Origin of the sequence: Sporomusa sp. KB1 (assembly GCF_007830295.1) — a bacterium.
Taxonomy (GTDB): domain Bacteria; phylum Bacillota; class Negativicutes; order Sporomusales; family Sporomusaceae; genus Sporomusa.
Window position 1 is genome coordinate 2,211,312 of sequence record NZ_VLKC01000002.1, and the last position, 19,669, is coordinate 2,230,980.

General features: G+C 45.9%; 13 protein-coding genes. 12 read left to right on the plus strand and 1 reads right to left on the minus strand.

The genetic code is table 11. The annotated features are described in order from the left end of the window. Positions 1 to 34: 34 nt before the first annotated feature. From SALPA_RS13905 to SALPA_RS13930, 6 genes are all read left to right on the plus strand, one after another. On the plus strand, positions 35 to 3,130 hold the full coding sequence (locus SALPA_RS13905; protein ID WP_145095058.1) for an AAA family ATPase: 3,096 nt from the start codon (positions 35 to 37) through the stop codon (positions 3,128 to 3,130). Positions 3,131 to 3,281: 151 nt separating this feature from the next. Then, positions 3,282 to 5,324, plus strand: coding sequence for a urocanate hydratase (locus SALPA_RS13910; RefSeq protein ID WP_255451202.1), 2,043 nt, complete (start codon positions 3,282 to 3,284; stop codon positions 5,322 to 5,324). Between the two features lie 24 nt (positions 5,325 to 5,348). Further along, complete coding sequence (hutI, locus tag SALPA_RS13915) at positions 5,349 to 6,611, plus strand: imidazolonepropionase (protein WP_145095061.1); 1,263 nt, start codon at positions 5,349 to 5,351, stop codon at positions 6,609 to 6,611. Between the two features lie 21 nt (positions 6,612 to 6,632). Continuing rightward, the gene (ftcD, locus tag SALPA_RS13920; protein ID WP_145095064.1) at positions 6,633 to 7,526 is read left to right on the plus strand and encodes a glutamate formimidoyltransferase; all 894 of its coding nucleotides are present in this window, start codon (positions 6,633 to 6,635) and stop codon (positions 7,524 to 7,526) included. A 14-nt stretch (positions 7,527 to 7,540) separates the two neighbouring features. After that, positions 7,541 to 8,167, plus strand: a complete 627-nt coding sequence (locus SALPA_RS13925; RefSeq protein ID WP_145095066.1) for a cyclodeaminase/cyclohydrolase family protein — start codon at positions 7,541 to 7,543, stop codon at positions 8,165 to 8,167. Between the two features lie 141 nt (positions 8,168 to 8,308). Next, entirely contained in the window at positions 8,309 to 9,127 is an 819-nt protein-coding gene (locus tag SALPA_RS13930) for a methyl-accepting chemotaxis protein (protein WP_145095069.1), read from the plus strand. A gap of 165 nt (positions 9,128 to 9,292) precedes the next feature. Here SALPA_RS13930 and SALPA_RS13935 read toward each other — a convergent pair whose 3' ends face one another. Beyond that, the gene (locus SALPA_RS13935) at positions 9,293 to 10,678 is read right to left on the minus strand and encodes a sigma-54-dependent Fis family transcriptional regulator (RefSeq protein WP_186451070.1); all 1,386 of its coding nucleotides are present in this window, start codon (positions 10,676 to 10,678) and stop codon (positions 9,293 to 9,295) included. A 426-nt stretch (positions 10,679 to 11,104) separates the two neighbouring features. Here SALPA_RS13935 and hutH point away from each other — a divergent pair, with 426 nt between their 5' ends. The 6 genes from hutH (at position 11,105) to SALPA_RS13965 (ending at position 19,571) form a co-directional block, all read left to right on the plus strand. Continuing rightward, on the plus strand, positions 11,105 to 12,622 hold the full coding sequence (hutH, locus tag SALPA_RS13940) for a histidine ammonia-lyase (RefSeq protein WP_145095075.1): 1,518 nt from the start codon (positions 11,105 to 11,107) through the stop codon (positions 12,620 to 12,622). 265 nt (positions 12,623 to 12,887) lie between these two features. Continuing rightward, entirely contained in the window at positions 12,888 to 14,138 is a 1,251-nt protein-coding gene (locus SALPA_RS13945; RefSeq protein WP_145095079.1) for an S-layer homology domain-containing protein, read from the plus strand. Positions 14,139 to 14,193: 55 nt separating this feature from the next. Continuing rightward, the gene (locus SALPA_RS13950; RefSeq protein WP_145095082.1) at positions 14,194 to 15,837 is read left to right on the plus strand and encodes a BCCT family transporter; all 1,644 of its coding nucleotides are present in this window, start codon (positions 14,194 to 14,196) and stop codon (positions 15,835 to 15,837) included. Positions 15,838 to 15,946: 109 nt separating this feature from the next. Continuing rightward, positions 15,947 to 16,423, plus strand: a complete 477-nt coding sequence (locus SALPA_RS13955) for a (2Fe-2S)-binding protein (RefSeq protein WP_145095085.1) — start codon at positions 15,947 to 15,949, stop codon at positions 16,421 to 16,423. Continuing rightward, positions 16,420 to 17,268, plus strand: a complete 849-nt coding sequence (locus tag SALPA_RS13960) for a xanthine dehydrogenase family protein subunit M (RefSeq protein WP_145095088.1) — start codon at positions 16,420 to 16,422, stop codon at positions 17,266 to 17,268. Before SALPA_RS13955 ends, SALPA_RS13960 begins: the two co-directional genes overlap by 4 nt. Positions 17,269 to 17,294: 26 nt before the next feature. Further along, on the plus strand, positions 17,295 to 19,571 hold the full coding sequence (locus SALPA_RS13965; protein WP_145095090.1) for a xanthine dehydrogenase family protein molybdopterin-binding subunit: 2,277 nt from the start codon (positions 17,295 to 17,297) through the stop codon (positions 19,569 to 19,571). Positions 19,572 to 19,669 lie beyond the last annotated feature (98 nt).

Sequence of the window (19,669 nt, forward strand, 5' to 3'; positions counted from 1 at the left end):
GTGGCTAACGTATAGGGGTAAGAGGATTGCTGAAATGAACGAGTTATATGCGGTTTTATTGGGGAGTCCTGAAGTTTACTGGAATGGCAAACGATTGTTTTTTCCTTTTTCTAAGGCCGAAGCCTTGTTGTATTATTTATTGGTGAGGAAGCATTCGTCGCGCGAAGAATTGGCAGCTTTGCTATGGCAGGATAAGGAGGAGGTGGCAGCCAGAAAAAATCTGCGCAATACCCTCTATTTGCTGAGAAAGCTGACAGCAGAGGAATTGGTTGTAACACCCTCACGGGCGAAGGTGCTGCTAAATACTGATGCTGTCAGTATTACTACCGATATTCAGGAATTTAATGAGGTCTCTCAGGAAGAATCGCTAGTGCTATACAGGGGCGATTTCCTGGCTGGTTTTGCTTGCAAGGACGCCGATTCTTTCGAAGACTGGGTAAACAGACAGCGCGACAGTTTTAAAGCGAATATAATTGACCGGCTTACCAAGGTTATTGTCAGCCGGTTAAATAATAAGGATTATAGTGCGGCGGAACGTTATCTCAAACAGTTACTCCTCTTGGATGAGTATAATGAGAGTGCGTGCCGAACCTTGATGAAACTGTATGAACGCTCTGGAGCTTTTGCCAAAGCGATAGAGTTCTATGATTGTTTAGCAGGTAAGCTTAGCAGTGAATTGGCAATTAGTCCCCAAGGTAAGACGCAGGAAGTCTATGAACGTGTAAGGTCGAAACTGGTCAGCCGAGTGGCAGTAGTACCGGCAGAACAGTCGGCTGAAAGCTTTTTTGGTCGCGAGCGGGAACTAACCTGGCTGCGAAATAGGGTGACTGATTTCTGTGCAGAACGATCTCCCTGTGCGTGCGTTATTTTGAGCGGTGAGCAGGGTGTTGGGAAAACCATGATTGTTCAGCGAATGCAGGAGATGATGGCTGCTGAGAATGTAACAGTGTTACGGACTCAGTGCTATCAAGCGGAGCTGGATTATCCCTATAAAGCCTGGAACTCCATTATATGCCAGGTTATGGAGCTGCTTACTCAGCGTGGTGAACTATTGCCTGCTATCTGGTATCAGGTGATTGCGTATGTTTTTCCGGCAGTTCTCAATAATCCTGCGATGGCTGGCCGGAATCAGGCCGTAAGTGGTTATGCTATTCATTCCGGCATAATTGAAGAGGTTATGTGCGGCATCATAGAAAAGATTGCCGCGCAAAGAAAAGTGTTGCTATTTATGGATGATATTCAATGGCTGGATCATCAGGGACGGTCAGTACTGCGGCAGCTATTGCGGACAGCACGGCGAACTATTTTGTGCATCGCAACCTGCCGGAGTGAATATCAGGACCAGGTAGACTTGTTAGCCGGGGATTTTAGCCAGAATGATTTGGTAGAGCAGCTTACTGTTGAAAATTTCAGTAGGGCGGAAGTAATTCGGTTTTCTGAGCTAATGCTGCCGGCAGATAAAATTACGACAGGACTGCAGCAAAAACTATATGAGTATACTGAAGGCAACGCCTTGTTCTTGGTGGAAAGCTGTAAGCTGATCAAAATGGGGCAAAATGTGAACTGTTTGTCGCCGCGGCTGCGAAGTGTTTTGCAGGAACGGGTTAATGTGCTTTCCGATAATGCCAGAAAAGTGCTTGATGTCACTTCTGCCTTTTTTAGTAATGTTGGCTATAATGAGCTGCTGGCTGTATGCGGGATGAATGAATTTGAAATTGTGGAAGCTATTGAGGAGTTGCAGCACAAGCGCTTGATTCAGGAAATCAATGATTCACGCCTGGGACTACGGGCGCCGGTATATAAATACAGCCATATTCGCATTAGAAGTTATGTGTATGAGCAACTGTCATCGTCAAGGAAAACACTGATTCATAAACGGGCAGGCAGTTATTTAGAAGAACTGATGGATAAGGATTCCTTTGGGCGGGATGTGTATTCTGAAATTCTTTATCACTACTCGCAGATTAACGAAAAGAGCAAGGTGCTTGAATATACCATTAAGCTTGCGGAAAAATACTGTTGTCCGCAGTATGAATTATTTCCTGATTTGAGCAGAACATATAGTGGGTTTGTTTTTGAAAACAAATTGCAGATCATGGGCTATCTGGATAAAATTAAGGATTTGCTGGCGGCTTTAGCAGCCGAGCAAATGCCCTGGGAGCGGTTGAACCAATTTCAGGCGGCTTACCTGGAGATGTTGGGACGCTATCATATTTGGCGTGGGGATCACCACAGCGGTTTAAAAGCGATTCACCAGCTGCTACGCCTTGCAGCGAAGAAAGGCTTTGCCGATTACTTTATTAAAGGTTGTCAGCAAGTTGTGTATTGTGCCATTCAGATTCGCAGACCCAGACTTATCGAGCTTTTTGCTAATAAGCTGCTAAACACGGCAAACGAAGCCAACCTGGAAGAAAAAAAAGCTGTGATGCAGCGGTTTATGGGCATTGCTTATGCCTTACGTCAGGAAAAAGAGCTGGCAGAACAGTATTACCGCCAATCAATTTCTCAGTACAAGCGTCTGAGTGAACGGCCAGATGAGTTTAGCCTGCATATTGCCGCCGGTTATAATTATATTGGCGATTTAAGGCGTATGGCAGCTAATTTGCCCGAAGCGCTCTATTACTATGAACAGGCAATAAGGGTGGCCGGACGGGGTATTGGCAGTGCCGGGGTTGCTATTTTTCTGGTTAATGCCGGGTATACAGCCTATGATTTGCGGGAATATAGCAAGGCGGCTGCTTATTTGGAAGCGGCGCGGGCTATTGAAGGACAGCTTGGCGAGTATCAGGGTTATTGGTGCCTCAGAAGCTATTGTACATTACATTGTATTCTGGCCTTATTAGCCATTAGAGACAACTGCCTGCAACAGGGACGCCGTTATTTGGAAAAAGCGGCTGATTTTTCGGAGAAATACCACGATGCTTATCAGGCCGGGATTATTTTCAGGACAAAATTGGAGGTTCGTATCCAGATGCAGCAAGATTCCCTGATACAGGCAGCTTTTGCAGATTATATAAACTTATCCTGTGAGGAATATTATCGGCAAGGGAGCGAGCTTTTTAGTAAAATTGGAAATACAGTTGAACAAAACATGTTGGACAGTATCTATGCAGCAGCGAATAAGCAATAAGGATATGTCAAATGACCAAAACCAGGGGAGACGGTTTTGGTTTTTTGACTAATTTGCAGTAAAGAGATCTACAAATCGTGCTATTGATGGTTTTGACGTTTCGTAGACGCAAGCATGCTATAGTAATTGCAAAAGGTAATTTGGAGGGGTAATGATGTCCTTGAATAACAGCAAAGTTGCAAATGCTATGACAATTAAACTGGATAATGTGTTACCGGAAATGACAGTATTTCAAGAAGGAATCCGGCGTGCGCCCAACAGGGGGTTTCGCTTGACGCAGGCTCAGACCAAGGTGGCTTTGAAAAATGCGTTGCGTTATGTACCGGCAGAACTTCATGCCGTATTGGCACCGGAGTTTATGGAAGAGCTGCGCACCCGCGGACGGATTTACGCCTACCGGTATATGCCGAAGGGAAAAATCCAGGGCAAGTCAATTGATGACTATCAAGGCAACTGTGTAGAGGGAAAAGCATTTCAGGTTATGATTGACAACAACTTAGACCCGGCGGTTGCCCTCTACCCGTATGAGCTGGTTACCTATGGGGAAACAGGCAGTGTCTGTCAAAACTGGCTACAGTATCAGCTCATTAAAAAATACCTTGAAGTTATGACTGACCACCAGACTCTTGTTGTGGAATCCGGCCATCCGCTGGGTTTATTCCCATCACGGCCGGAAGCGCCCCGGGTCATTATCACCAATGCACTGATGATCGGGATGTTTGACAACCAGGAAGACTGGGAAATTGCCGAACAAATGGGTGTAGCCAATTATGGCCAAATGACGGCTGGCGGCTGGATGTATATTGGACCGCAGGGAATTGTTCATGGTACCTTCAATACATTGCTGAATGCCGGCCGTCAGCGGCTCGGTATACCGGCTGATGGCGATTTGAGCGGTCATTTGTTTGTTTCTTCCGGTTTAGGCGGCATGAGCGGCGCACAGCCTAAGGCCATTGAGATTGCCGGCGGAGTGGGGATTGTGGCCGAGGTAGACTATTCCCGGATTAAAACCCGCTATGACCAAGGCTGGGTCAGCAAGGTTTCGGCGAATTTGGAGGAAGTATTTGCCTGGACCGAGGAGTATTGCCTGAAAAAAGAAGCAGTTTCCATCGCCTATCATGGCAATGTGGTGGATTTGCTGGAATATGCAGTTAAAAATAATAAGCACATTCCCCTGCTTTCTGACCAGACTTCCTGTCATGTTGCCTATGATGGCGGTTATTGCCCGCAGGGTCTGAGTTTTGACGAACGGACAAAACTTCTGGCAACAGATCGGCAACAGTTCCACGAATTGGTGAATAAGAGCTTACGGCGGCATTTTGAGCTGATTAAAATATTGGCAGAGCGGGGAACTTATTTCTTTGATTACGGCAATGCTTTCTTGAAAGCGGTGTATGACGCAGGTGTTAAAGAAGTTTCCCGGAACGGATATGACGAGCGTGACGGTTTTATTTTTCCGTCTTATGTCGAGGATATCATGGGACCGGAGTTGTTCGATTATGGTTATGGCCCGTTCCGTTGGGTCTGCCTGAGCGGCAAGCCAGAGGATTTGCACAAGACAGATAAGGCGGCTATGGAATGCATTGATCCCAACCGGCGCGGACAAGACCGGGATAACTATATCTGGATTCGTGATGCCGAGAAAAACAAACTGGTTGTAGGGACACAAGCGCGGATTTTGTATCAGGATGCCGAAGGCCGTCTCAAGATTGCGCTGAAATTTAATGAGATGGTTCGCAATAAGGAAATCGGGACAGTTATGCTGGGACGCGATCATCATGATGTCAGCGGTACCGATTCACCGTTTAGAGAGACGGCTAATATTAAGGATGGCAGTAACGTTATGGCCGATATGGCGGTACAGTGTTTTGCCGGCAATGCGGCAAGGGGCATGAGCCTTATTGCCCTGCACAACGGTGGTGGTGTTGGTATTGGTAAATCGATCAATGGCGGTTTTGGCATGGTGCTTGACGGCAGTGAACGGGTTGATAGCATTTTGCGTCAGGCGATGCTGTGGGATGTTATTGGCGGTGTGGCCCGCCGGGCCTGGGCCAGAAATGAGCATTCAATGGAAACCATTGTGGAATTTAACCAACAGTACGCCGGTAAGGGGCACGCGACCCTGCCTTATATTCCGTCAGAAAGCCTGATTGACAGCATTGTTGATAAAGTATTTACCGCTAAGCAGCGATAATAGCGCAGAGGAAGGAGCAAAACGATGGCAGGGGAAAAATTACTTATTAAACATGCGGCTGAATTGGTTACCTGCGCCGGAGCTGCTCCCAAAATGGGGGCGGCGATGGCTGATATTGGCATTATTCCGGATGGTGCATTACTTGCGGAAAACGGCAAAATTAGCTGGGTAGGACCTACCGCAGAACTGCCGGTACGCAGTGAGGCAGAGTGGGAGGTCATTGACGCTGCCGGGCAATGTGTTATGCCTGGATTTGTTGATTCTCACACCCATATGGTATTTGGCGGCTACCGGGCTGAGGAGTTTTTCTGGCGACTGGCAGGGACTCCCTATCTGGAGATCTTAGAGCGCGGCGGCGGTATCTTGAATACGGTTCAGGCAACCCGCTCAGCTAGTCTGGCAGAACTAAAGGCAATGACTCTTGGGCGGCTGGACAATATGCTGGCAATGGGCGTTACGACTGTTGAGGGTAAAAGTGGCTATGGCTTAGATAAAGAAACAGAATTGCGGCAACTGGCCGTAATGGCTGAACTCAACCGGGAACAGCCGGTTGAAATCGTGCCGACCTTTATGGGGGCGCATGCGGTGCCGCCTGAATATAAAGGCCGTACTGATGACTATGTTGATTATATGATAAAAGAAGTATTGCCTGCCGTAGTTAAGCAGGGGATTGCTGAATTCTGTGATGTATTCTGCGAGCAGGGAGTATTTTCGCTGGCGCAGTCCCGGCGTCTCCTAAAAGCCGCTCAAGCTATGGGTCTGAAAGCAAAGCTGCATGCCGATGAGATTGTCGCTTTGGGCGGAGCTGAGCTGGCTGCCGAACTAAACGCTTGCTCGGCTGACCACCTGCTGCAGGCCTCAGACGCAGGCATTGCGGCACTTGGGAAAGCGCAGGCGGTCGCTACGGTATTGCCTATGACGGCCTTTTGCCTGCGCGAATCGTATGCACGTGCCAGAACCATGATTGACAGCGGGGCAGCAGTGGCCTTGGCGACAGACTACAATCCCGGCAGTTGTTTTAGTCATTCTATTCCGCTGGTAGCGGCGCTTGCGGCTATTCAATTAAAACTGGAACCCGCAGAGATTGTAACAGCGCTGACCATTAACGGGGCGGCTGCGGTAAACCGGGCAGATCGGGTAGGCAGTCTGGAAATCGGCAAACAAGCGGATATTGCCATTTTGGGATATCCGTCACATTTGTTTTTGGTGTATCACGCCGGGATGAATATTGTAGATAAAGTAATTAAACAGGGACGGCTTGCTTGGCGTAAGTCTGACCAAAAATAGAGTTGAGAGGGGTTATTCGTTGTGGGAAAACTTGTAGAATGTGTACCGAATTTTAGTGAGGGACGGCGGCCGGAGGTAATTGCGGCAATTGTGAATGAAGTTAAAAATGTGCAAGGTGTTACGCTGCTGAATGTTAATTCCGATGCCAGTCATAACCGTACAGTGGTTACCTTTGTCGGTGATCCCCAGGCTGCCAAGCTGGCGGCCTTTAATACCTGTGCGAAAGCAGCTGAGCTTATCGATATGGAACAGCATCAGGGAGCACATCCCCGCGTTGGTGCCACTGACGTCATTCCGTTCATTCCTGTAAGTGACATTACGATGGAAGAATGCGTCCAGCTTGCCAATGAACTGGGCCAGGAAATTGGTGAAAAACTGAATATCCCGGTATATTTATATGAAGCTGCTGCCAAAACCCCTGCCCGTGTCAAACTGCCTGATGTCCGTAAAGGCGAGTATGAAGGGCTAAAAACAGCAATCACCACCCCTGAACGTCAGCCTGACTACGGCCCTGCCCGTATGCATCCGGCAGCAGGTGCTACAGTCGTTGGTGCCAGACAGTTTTTAATCGCCTATAACATCAACTTAAGCACCAGTGATGTCGCGATCGCTAAAAAAATTGCCGCCAGTATCCGCGAGGCCAAAGGCGGTTATAAATTCTGCCGGGCTATGGGGGTCATGATCGAAGAACGGAATATGGCTCAGGTTACCATCAATATGGTGGATTATACCGGTACGCCGCTGCACCGGGTGTTTGAAACTGTTAAATCCGAAGCGGCGCGTTATGGCGTGAACATCATTGGCAGTGAAATTGTTGGTATGGTGCCGTTGCAGGCGCTTATTGATACAGCCGATTTCTACCTGCGGCTGGAGGGCTTTGAGCGTAAACAGGTGTTGGAAGAAAACCTTGGGTAAAGGAGGCCAATAATATGTTAATGCAAATGAAACTGACCGAGTTTCTGGAAGAATTGGGTTCGAATTCCCCGGCACCGGGCGGCGGCAGCATTGCGGCGCTGGCTGGTGCGCTTGGCGGCGCTTTGGCGGCAATGGTCTGCCGGCTGACAGTCGGCAATAGCAAATATGCGGAGGTACAAAGTGAAATAACCGGGATTCTGTCTCAAGCCGATCAATTAGCCAGTGAGCTTGCTGGCTGTGTTGATGCCGATACGGAAGCCTTTAACAAGGTAATGGCGGCCTATAAGCTTCCGAAAGCAACAGAAAGTGAAAAAAACGCGCGCAGTGAAGCCATTCAACAGGCCATGGTAGCTGCCGCCAGGTTGCCGCTGGGCGTTGCTGGCAACTGCTTAAAGGTATTATCCCTGGCAGTGCGGGTATTAGCCATTGGCAACAGCAATGCCGCCAGCGATGCCTCTGTTGCCGGACTAATGGCTCATGCCGGGTTGCATGGTGCACTGTATAATGTCAAAATTAATCTAAGCAGTATAAAAGACCAAACCACTCAACAGGAAATGCAGGCAAAAGTAGCCGGTATTATTGCAGAAGACGAGCGTCTCCACAGAGAATTGCTAGCAGTAGCTAGTAAGGTTATTGGGTAATATTTTTCATTACAAAGGACTGAACTCAAAATAACGAGTGTCAGTCCTTTGACATATCAATATTCTTAATAAAGTTTGGCTGAAAGATGTTGAATAGCTATGGTGATGGACTGCTTGCTGTTCAAATGAGGAGGAATAGGGATGACCCAACTAGAGGCCGCAATTCAATCGGCCACTCTTTACCAAAAGCTGAATACCTCTGATTGTAGCATTCTGATTGCCGATGCAGCGGGAACTATTGTACATTTCCTTAATGCAGAAGGTTTTACCTTACAAACTAAAACTGGTGAAAAGATAGCCAGTGGCGGTGCTGTAGATGAATGCCTGAAAACAAAACGCAGTGTACAAAAATTGCTCCCTCAAGAATTATATGGCTTTCATGCTAAAGCATCCTGTGTGCCGATTTTTGAAGAAGGTCAACTGGTAGGGGCTATTTCGAGTGCTGTTAGCATTGAAACTCAACATGCTCTCCACGAAGCCTCACAGGCGATAGCAGCTACAACTGAACAATTATCTGCGACTTCAGAAGAAGTTGCAGATACAGCAACGCGGTTAGCTGGTGATTTGGCAAATATCCGTAGTAATGGGGAACATGTTCTTTCCGATATAAAAAAAACGGATGATATTTTGCGTTTTGTAAGCGAAGTAGCTGCCAATTCGAATTTACTTGGTCTCAATGCCGCCATTGAAGCCGCCCGGGCAGGTGAACATGGTAGAGGGTTTGCGGTTGTAGCCGAGGAAATTCGCAAAATGGCGGTAAATAGTGCAGAAGCGGTAACAAATATTAAAGAAATCCTCCAAAATATACAGAAGGAAACAAACTTGCTGGTCAGTACAGTTACTCATACTACCGAAGTTGGCGAGCGGCAGGCGGCAGCTACTGAGGAAATATCGGCATCACTGCAACAGTTAGCTTCCTCAGCCAGTGAGGTTGAGCGAGTTGCCAACCTGCAGCGATAGCTGCACCCGGATTGAAGAACTAGATATTACGAAAAACCATGGGTATTGCTTAACAATTATAGTAAAAGGACCTGATCTCACAAATGAAATCAGGTCCTTTTACTATAATAGAAGTATAACCTTTTTAAGAACAGGATAAGGGCACAGCGATTTGCGCGTTCTTTACTATACAGTAGAAAAATGTATGTTTTTGGTAATATGCAGTTTTTTTAGGCGAACCTGCAGGTTTTGACGGTGTATGCCAAGTGACAGAGCGGCTTTGGTAATGTTACCGTCGGTTGCGGTGAGGGCATTGATAATCAACTGGCGCTCTAATTCGTCAAGTGTCTGAGGTAAGGACTGGCTTTTCGTGTTATCCAGCGTTGCGGGCCGCATAGGGACTGAAGACTGTTTGTGAAAATAATCGGGAAGGTAGGCCGAAGTTAGGGTTGTTTCATTGTCGGAAAAACTAACGGCATTTTCTAGCACATGGCATAACTCACGAACATTTCCCGGCCATGTATGCTGACATATGGTTTCTTGCAGATCAGGTGAAAGCTGGGTTATCTGTTTACCGTAAGCTTTGTTAAATTTGCTAATAAAGTATTGGGAAAGCAACAAAATATCTTCTTGCCGTTCGCGGAGGGGCGGGATATTTAAATTAACAACGGCTACGCGGTAATAGAAATCTTCCCGCATCTTATTTTCGGCTAGCAACTTGTGGCAATCGACGTTGGTAGAACTTATTATCCGGCAGTTAACAGGGTTTTCTTGGTTACCTCCAAGCCGGCGAAACTTTTTCTCTTCGAGGATTCGCAGCATTTTTGCTTGCAGCACCAGACTCATACTATTTATTTCATCTAAAAACAAAGTGCCCCTTCCGGCCTGGGCCAGCAAGCCGGGAGTGTTTTCTGCGCCGGTAAAGGCTCCTTTGGCTGTGCCAAAAATCATGCTTTCCAGCAAGGTCTCGGGGATAGCCGCACAATTTAAGGCAACAAACGGATGGGAACTAGAAGGACCATAATTGTGAATGCTTTGGGCAAAAATTTCTTTTCCGGTACCAGTTTCGCCGGTTAATAATATGGGGGCAAAGCTGAATGCCGCTTTTTTTGCTTTGTCAATAACTGTAGACATTTGCGGGCTGCTACTAATTAAGCATTCAAAGTTATAGTTGGTGCCGTTTTGTAAGTTATTTCTGTCATGACAGTAGTTTTGCAATTGCTCCTGCAGCTTGTATACTTTATTAAGCAAGTTAGTCATTTCGGTAATGTTTTTGTTAATTGAGCAGACTGCCACAATTTCCCCTTGTTTTACAATGGGAATTATTGTGGATAACATATGTACTTCACGATGGTCTACAGTAAGGTATTTATTATATTTATCAAATGACGGTTTGCCTGTAAGAAATACGCCGCGCAGTTCTTCAAGCATATGTTTTCGTTGAGAAGGTTCAAAGCGTTCTATTTTATTATTATAAAATAATTCGTTGCCTTGCTTGTCAATTACATATACTGCGTCTTGCATGTAATTGGCCATTGCCTGTAAATATAATGATTTTTCGATAACATCCATGTTTCCCATTCACCGCCTAATGATAATAACAATAGTGTAGCTAATAGTTGCGTTAATGTAAAGAAAAACGCAATAAAATGATGCGCAAAGTTTTGATGCAGTTGGCTCTTATAATGTATTATAACAACACCTAACTTTTGAGATTTAAACGTAAAAGGCAGATAAGGAAGGAAAAAAATTACTTAGCAAGAATAAACGCTTTTGGCACGAATTTTGCGAATATTAAGGTAGGCGCTAAGTTAACAGAATTACGATAATGGTGGTATATATATACTCGGCAGAAATAATTTTGTAAAAATATTTAGTACGTTGGAGATAGTCGCAAGAATAATTTGACACCTTATGACAACAAACGCCGATAAAATTAAGAAATGGTAGGTAAGAGATAATTATAATAATGCACAAAGACAGAGAGGGGCAGATATTTTGAATAATGACACAGTAGTATTAACAGGCAATAATCTTACTGTTGATGACGTGGCGCAAGTTGCCATCAACGGTGCGCGGGTAGTGATTGCTCCAGCGGCGCAACAGAAAATGGAAGACTCAAGAGAATTTGTTTATAAACTCGCTAACAGTAATGTTCCGGTTTATGGGTTTAATACTGGGGTTGGTGCCAATAAGGATAGAAAGATTGAGGCTGATTACTATAATCAGTTCAATGTCAATATGGTTAGGTCTCACTGCGTAGCTTTGGGTCCTGAAGCGTCACAGGCAGAAGTACGCGCCATGATCGTAATAAGGCTTAATACGCTGCTGCTGGGCTATACCGGTATGAGTCCGGCGATTGCCTATATGTATCGTGATCTTCTCAATAACAATATTACACCTGTTGTACCGGAACGTGGCTCAATCGGGGAAGCTGACATCGCTTGCTTGTCACATATTGCCTTGACCATGATTGGTGAAGGTGACGCCTATTATCATGGTGAAAAGATGCTTGCTAGAAACGCGTTGACTAAAGCTGGTCTTGAACCAATTACTTTAGGACCGAAAGATGGGTTGGCGCTTGTCAGTTCCAACGCTTTGGCGGCAGGTCAGGGTGCCTTGGTTTTATATGAACTGAAAAAATTGATTACGCTTGCAGACGTAATTTATAGTTTTAGCCTGGAAGCTTTTAAAGGCAATGTCAGCCCGCTTAATGAGGAAATCAACCGGATACGCCGCTTCCGCGGCCAAAATGAAAGTGCGGCCAATGTGAGAAATATTCTCAAAAACAGCTATATTTGGACGCCGAACATTGCCAATGCACTGCAGGATCCGCTTTGTTTTCGCTGTGCCTGCCATATTCATGGCGCTGTTCGCGACTCGCTCTATTATCTCGAAGAACTTATGGACATCCAGATGAATTCGTCTGATGACAACCCTTGTGTACTAATGAATCAAAATGCAATCATGTCGTGTGGCAATTTTGAAGTTGTTAACTGGGCAGTAGGCTTTGAAATGCTGGGGATAGTACTCAGTCATCTTTCCCGGGCAGCCTGCTTTCGAACAATCAAGTTAAGCACTGGGAACTTTACTGGTCTGCCACGGTTTTTGACGCCTGATCAGGAACATGTTATTGCTTTTGGTACAATTCAAAAACCATTTACCGCGCTAGATGCCGAGATCAGGCATCTGGCAAATCCGGTAAGTATGGATTTTTATGCTGTTGCCGGCGATATTGAAGATCATTGCAGCAATACTCCGTATGTGGTGCAAAAGACCCGGAAAATTGTTGATAATCTCTATTATATTCTTGGCATCGAAGCCATCCATGCTGCGCAAGCCTGTGATTTGCGGCAAGAAGCGGAATTCAGACTGGGTGATGCTGGTCAGGTTGTGCTTCAGAAGATCCGCGAGGTCATTCCTTTTTTAGCACAAGACCGCAATCTTACTATCGATATTGCCAATGCCTATAAATTACTGAAATCCGGCGTCCTCTTAGACGTAATTAATAGTTAATAAAGCCCGGATTGAACAATACTGTAGGCTCTCGGAAAGATAATGCTAGAGATGGATAAAGGTCAATTGATAATCCGGGAGCGTACATAACGGGAGGGGGGAGTGTGTGCTGATTAGCAAATAAGGAGGTGAATATTGAACAGGAAAATAAAAAAAGCGCCGCTTCTTACTCTGCGGCAACAGAGCAAAGCGGCAAATAAGAAATGAATAAATTCAATTACATTATATTAACAAATAATTATGCAGAATTCAAGGAGGTAAATAGATGAAGAAGAATATAGCAGCTACGTTAGCCCTGGTGTTTGGACTGAGCATTGCCGGGACAGCGTTTGCCGCTAATCCTTTCGCGGATGTTCCGGTAAAACATTGGTCGTATGACGCTGTTCAGCAGTTGGCTAACGATGGCATCATTACCGGTGGCGGCGATGGCAGTTATCAAGGTGAACGTGCAGTTAGCCGCTATGAAATGGCTGCCGTTGTTGCTAGCGCGATAGCTCATGCTGACAAAGCCAATGCGGCGGATAAAGCCCTCATTGAAAAATTGGCTGTGGAGTACGAAGCTGAACTGGAAGGCCTAAATGTTCGACTGACTAAGGTAGAAAAGAAGCAGGGCAATATTAAGTTCTCGGGAGAGTTCCGGGAGCGCTATGAGTGGACAAAGGTTGATCCTAGTACAGGTACAGATTCCACTGCGATGAAAACGCGTGTACGTTTAAATATGTCTACTCAGATGTCAGATGATATAGCGTTTAATGCCCGGTTCCACAGTGAGTCAAAGAAAACTAACGAAGCTGGCGATGCATATATAGATCTTGCCTATTTATCAGGCAAACTTTTTGAGGGCGTGAATTTTACCGCAGGTCGTATGGTTTTGCCTGTTGGCAAAGGTCTTACTTGTGATACCTGGCATGACTGGGATGGAGCGAAGATTAGCTTTGGCAATAAAGTAAAAGTTAGCGCAGGTGCCGCCAAGTATCATAGTACAACAGGCTGGGATTCGCCTAACTATGCATATGCTGATCTGAACTATGCATTTACTCCTAACTTCGACATGAGCTTAGCTTACTTTACAGATAGTCAAGACTATAATGAGTATAAGACGAAGGCCATTGGTTTCAGTTATGCCTTCAACAAATTTGTCTTAAAAGCTGAATATGGTAAAAACGGGGCTGAAAACGCAAAACAGGTAAATAATGGCTCTGAGGCCAAAGCTTGGTATAGCAATCTGAAATACATGGGAGCCAACGCGGCTAAAGAGCATTCCTATGGTGTCTGGGTAGGCTATAGAAAGGCCGATAAAGCCTTTGACCCAGAATGGTGGAGTACTCCGGAATCCAGCGATGTAGCGGGAGGTCTTGCTGCTCTTAACGACACCAAAGGTTTTGAATATGGTGTTGAGTATACTGTATTTAAAAACGGTATTCTGACTGTACAGTACAATGATATGAAAGACAAAAATGGTAATAGCCCAGATGGTAGACGCAATTTAATTACTAGCTTATCCTACTCCTTCTAGGTGAAAAAATAAGAAAATTACTATGATGAAGAGCAAATGAGGAGGTAAAAAATTCGTGATTTCTGGAAAGAAGAAAATTCGTTGGGAAATCTTTGGTCCGATGACGGCAATTATTATTGCTTGTGTTATTGCCGCAATTACCATTCCACAGCAATTTTATAACGCTGAAAACGCTTTAGTTGAAAGCGCGATTCAAAACCTTGGCTGGCTGTTTGACCTGTTTGGCATGTGCGCCGTGCTGTTCTGCTTTTATTTAATGTTTACCCGCTATGGCGATGTAAGGCTAGGCGGGCCGGATGCTAAACCGGAGTATTCCACCTGGAGCTGGTTTGTACTTACGTTAAAGTGCGGTATTGCAATTGGTATTTTATTTTGGGGTATTGCCGAGCCGCTTTATCACTTTTGTACACCGCCTAAAGTTCTCGGTATTGATCCTTACAGTGAAAAAGCAGCGATATTCTCGCTGTCAACGGCTACGCTGCATTGGACGCTGACACCATACGCTATGTATACATTGGCTGGCCTTGCCGTAGGGTTGGTTCATTATAACCTCAAGCTCCCTTATACCCAGGGTTCAACACTGTATCCTATTTTCAAAAATCGTTCCTTTGGTTTTATCGGCACTTTGCTTGATAATCTGTGTTTGTTCGCCATCGTGGGTGGTGTGGCCGCCGTTATGGGGGTTCTTGCCATGCAAATCGGCAGTGGTCTTCATATTCTGACAGGCGTTAACACCGGACCGCATATTTGGTCGATTGTCATTATAATAGCGACAATTGCCGCCGTCACCCTGAGTATTAGCGGCATCAAACGCGGTATTAGTATCATGGCAAAAATTAATACGAGTATTTTTATTTTTCTGCTGTTGTTTGTACTCTTCTTTGGGCCAACAGCCTTCATTCTAAAGTTGGGAACAGCATCGCTGGGAGATTTTCTACAGAACTTTTTCACAAAATCGTTATTTCTTAGTCCGATTGACCAGTCTGACTGGCCGCGTTGGTGGACTGTTTATTACTGGGCAATTTGGCTTGCTTATGCACCGATGAGCGGCATGTTCTTTGCTCGGGTGGCCTATGGACGGACTATCCGTGAATTTATTCTGTGTAACCTTGTTGCTACTTCGCTTTTCAGCATGGTGTGGTTCTGGATTTTTGGAGGTTCAGCTGTATTCTTTGAATGGCAGACCAAGGGTCTCTGGACAATCATTTCTCAGCCGCAGGGCGGTCTTGAAGCTTCACTTTTTGCCTATTTACAAAATTTGCCGCTTTCGACTGTACTTAGCTGGGTCATGTTAGGTACCATCATTACTTCATTCAGCACTATGGCCGACTCTATGACGACCACGGTAGCCGCCATGAACACCACCGGGAACACTAAGGATGATCCGGAACCGCCTTCTTACATGAAAATCGTTTGGGGCGTGCTTATGGGCGGCATGGCACTTATTACCTTAACCGTCGGTTCAGGTGGTAAAATTTCTGGTATTGACGCGACAAAAATGATTGCTACCGTAGCCGGTATACCTATCCTGTTTTATGCTATCGCCCAATGCTATTCTGTTTTCGTCATACTCTTCAACCATAAAAAGTATGACGTAACCTATTATCCCGATACTGCAGAGAAAATTGATATTCCGGCTCATCTTTGCGAGGCGGAAGAAAGTGAAGACAAACCGCTAACAAACAACGTCGGATCTTAATCCCACCATTATTGAAATGGCCCGACAATCAGATAGGACATTTGATTGCCGGGCTGTTTTTTCAACAAAAATTTTAAGAATATCAGTGATAGCTGAAGAAGGTGAAATAATGATAATAGACTTTACTGTAAATGGGAAAAAACACACATTGGAGCTAGAACCGCAAGAAAGGCTGCTGGATACACTACGTCTTAGGCTAAAACTTACAGGTGCCAAGGAGGGGTGCGGTGAAGGTGAATGCGGCGCCTGTACGGTTATCATGAACGGGGAGGCTGTTAATTCCTGCATGGTATTGGCGTATCAGGCTAGGAATGCCGAGATATTGACAATTGAGGGATTGGCACAAAACGGTGGGCTGGATGAGGTTCAGCAGGCTTTTGTCGATAGTGGTGCTGTCCAGTGTGGCTATTGTACTCCTGGTATGGTAATGAGTACCAAGGCATTGCTTTTGAAAAAAAATAACCCAACAGAAGCCGAAATTAAAGAAGCTCTTGCTGGTAACCTCTGCCGCTGTACCGGCTATGTAAACATTGTAAAAGCAGTTAGAGCTGCTGCTGACGCATTGAATGGGGGCCAAGCTAAATGACCGGCTTTAAAATTGCAGGTTTCTTGAAGTTGGATGATGTATTACAGGCGCTGACACATACAAGTGCCAAAACGGCATTTATTAGCGGTGGTACTGATTTTATCAACAACGGTGAGGGTGAAAACGCCGAACTGGTAATAGACCTCTCGCAAGTTGCCGATTTAAAATATATCAGAGACAGTGGCGACGAGGTTAGGATTGGTAGTGGAACGACCTTTGCCGCCCTTGCCGCCAGCCCGATTATCGTGAGCAAAGTGCAAGCGTTGGCACAGGCTGCAGGCCAAATCGGCTCAGTACAAATAAGAAACAGGGCAACGCTTGGCGGCAATATTGCCAGTGCTTCCCCGGCCGGCGACAGTCTGCCTGTATTGGCGGCCTTCAATGCAAGTATCCACACTGCGGGTCCGCAAGGCAGCAGAGTATTGACAGTAGTAGAAGCTTTAACAGGGCTACAGGATAAAGAGTTAATAACAGAAATTGTGATTCCGGCTCCAGCCGGAAACCGCAGCGCTTTTGTGAAAATTGGCAGTCGGTCACAGGTGACTATCGCCAAGATTAGCCTGGCGGCCACGGTTGAATATGACAATAGTAAGAGGAAAATAATTGCTGGTAAAGCTGCGATGGGTGCATTGGGCAAAGCGCCAGTATGTCCGCTTACAGTGCAGCAATTCTTCAGTCAACGAGTGGTTGATGAACCTTTTGCTGCCGATTTATCACAGCTGCTTGCCGAAACGGTAGACGAGATGATAACAGGCCGGGCTTCACATCCGTACAAAAGGGCAGCCGTAAAGGGCCTGGCTTATGATTTGGCCGGACTATTATTTAACGCTTGCGAAAATACTTAATTACGATAGGGTCAGGAGGTAGCAAGATGGACGATAAACCTGCGTGCAATTTCAAATATGTTGGCAGGTCCATACCCATTGAGGATGGAGCGGCTAAAGCAAGCGGTTGCATAAAATATACTGGGGACATGGTTGTAGATGGAATATTGTATGCCCAACTGGTATTTAGCCAGGTTCCCCACGGTCGAATCAAAAATATTGACATTTCTGAGGCCATGGCTGTGCCTGGCGTTGTAAAAATATATCAGCATGACAACTCATCCCAGATAAAATTTAATTCGCAAATGTGGTTTGCCGGACAGAATGCAGTTGAAGACCAGGAGCTTTTTCCAGAAGTAGTACGGTATGTTGGAGATACGGTAGCAGCGGTAGTCGCAGAAACTAGAGAGGCTGCTCTGGCGGCGGCAGATCTTATCAAGGTTGAATACGATATTTTGCCATTTGTTATTGATCCAGAGGCCGCACTTAGTGGACAGGTTGTCCTTCATGATAGCGGCAATCCGTTTTTTACAATGGAAGTTAGCTGCGGTGATGTCGAAGCTGTTCTAAAAACAAATGCAGGAGCAGTGGTTGAAGACCGGGTGGAAACACCAAAAATTCATCATGCGGCCATGGAAAACCATGTATGTATTGCTGTACCAGACCATCGGGGGAGAATGACAGTATACAGCCCCTGTCAGATTGTATATTCGGTGCGCCTCATTGTGGCTAAGGTATTGGGGGTGCCGTATCACAAGGTTCGAATTATCAAAACTCCCATTGGTGGGTCCTTTGGCGGCAAACAAGAGGTAACGCTTGAAACGTATTGCGCCTACTTTGCTAAAGATTTGAACAGGCCGGTAAAAATTGAGTTTGACCGGTGGGCAAGTATTATAGCCACCCGCACCAGAACGAAGACGATCGGTTATGTAAAAACAGCGGTAAGACCTGACGGTAAAATCCTGGCGCGCGATATGCAACTCATTGTTGACACGGGAGCTTATACCTCTAATGGACGGGCTATTTGTTATGCTATGACTAAAAAGCTGTTTAGGCTATACCGCATTCCTAACCAGCAGTATCAGGCCCGGGCTGTTCACACCAATACAACTATCGCGGGTGCTGCGCGGGGCTATGGTTCGCCGCAAGTTCAAACAATTGCTGAAATCAATCTGGATAATGTGGCAAGAAGGCTGAAAATGGACCCAGTCGAATTTCGCCTGAAAAACTTAGTGCATCCCTATGATGCCGACCCGGCCGGCGGGCCCAATCTAGGAAACGCCAGGATTATTGATTGCGTGCGCAAAGGGGCGGAGGCATTTGGCTGGAACGAAAAATGGAGCCAGCCAAAGCGCGGCGGACGGTGGCAAACAGGGGTCGGAATGGCCTGTGCTACCCATGGGAACGGTTATTACGGTGCATACCAGGAATTTGGTACAATGACGATTCGAATGCTGGAAGATGGTAGTATTATGCTTAATGCCGGGTTGCATGATTTGGGCAATGGTACGGTAACCGCCATGAAGCAGATCGTCGCCGAAGTCATGGACATCTCAATGGATATGATCGAAGCACCGGAAGCCGATACCGATGTCAGTCCGTACGATATCGGTTGCCAGGCCAGCCGGGTAATTCATGTTTGCGGTGCTAACGCTATGCGGGCAGCCGAAGAATTGCGCAGTCTGTTTATAAAAGAGGCTGCTAAGATTCTTACGTGCAGTGAGGCGGAGGTAGTGCTGGAGGACGGCAGGATCTGGCATAGCGGCGATTCAGGGAAAAGCATGAGCTATGGTCAAATGACGGCAATGATTCAACAAAGAAATCAGGTCGAGCTTATCTGTACTGTCACCTATCAAGCACCAGCAAATCCCGGTTCCTATGCAGTGAATTTCGTGGAAGTGGCCGTAGATACTTACACTGGTTTTGTTAAGGTTGTGGACGTTATAGCAGTACATGATATTGGTCAGGCGATTAACACTGGCTTTGTCGAAGGACAGATTCACGGCGGTATTCAAATGGGATTAGGTATGGCAATTGCCGAAGACATTGATTACGATGAAAAGTCAGGCATCGCCCGTGGCAGCCGTTTTAGCAAATATCATCTAGTTAATGCGCCAGATATGCCGCCTGTCCGGGTCATCTTAATTGAAAAAGGGGAAGAATACGGTCCATATGGAGCTAAAAGTGTAGGTGAAATTGCGACTATTCCAATTACCGCCGCTACAGTAAATGCTATAAACCATGCGTTGAATGCGAATCTCACTATACTGCCGGTTACACCAGACAAAATTATGGCAAGGCTTGCTGGTCGGCAGAATAAGTAACCAAAGAAAGATGCACTAGCCAGTGATTTATTGACAAGCTAGTGCATCTTTCTTTGGTAAAGTGTCTGATTATGTGGGATATATTTTTATTTACGATA

Excerpts from the sequence above, each read along its gene's own strand:
- SALPA_RS13905 (WP_145095058.1), top strand. The coding sequence starts at position 35 with ATGAACGAGTTATATGCGGTTTTATTGGGGAGTCCTGAAGTTTACTGG.
- SALPA_RS13910 (WP_255451202.1), top strand. The coding sequence starts at position 3,282 with ATGATGTCCTTGAATAACAGCAAAGTTGCAAATGCTATGACAATTAAA.
- hutI (WP_145095061.1), top strand. The coding sequence starts at position 5,349 with ATGGCAGGGGAAAAATTACTTATTAAACATGCGGCTGAATTGGTTACC.
- SALPA_RS13925 (WP_145095066.1), top strand. The coding sequence starts at position 7,541 with ATGTTAATGCAAATGAAACTGACCGAGTTTCTGGAAGAATTGGGTTCG.
- SALPA_RS13930 (WP_145095069.1), top strand. The coding sequence starts at position 8,309 with ATGACCCAACTAGAGGCCGCAATTCAATCGGCCACTCTTTACCAAAAG.
- SALPA_RS13935 (WP_186451070.1), bottom strand. The coding sequence starts at position 10,678 with ATGGATGTTATCGAAAAATCATTATATTTACAGGCAATGGCCAATTAC.
- SALPA_RS13945 (WP_145095079.1), top strand. The coding sequence starts at position 12,888 with ATGAAGAAGAATATAGCAGCTACGTTAGCCCTGGTGTTTGGACTGAGC.
- SALPA_RS13955 (WP_145095085.1), top strand. The coding sequence starts at position 15,947 with ATGATAATAGACTTTACTGTAAATGGGAAAAAACACACATTGGAGCTA.
- SALPA_RS13960 (WP_145095088.1), top strand. The coding sequence starts at position 16,420 with ATGACCGGCTTTAAAATTGCAGGTTTCTTGAAGTTGGATGATGTATTA.
- SALPA_RS13965 (WP_145095090.1), top strand. The coding sequence starts at position 17,295 with ATGGACGATAAACCTGCGTGCAATTTCAAATATGTTGGCAGGTCCATA.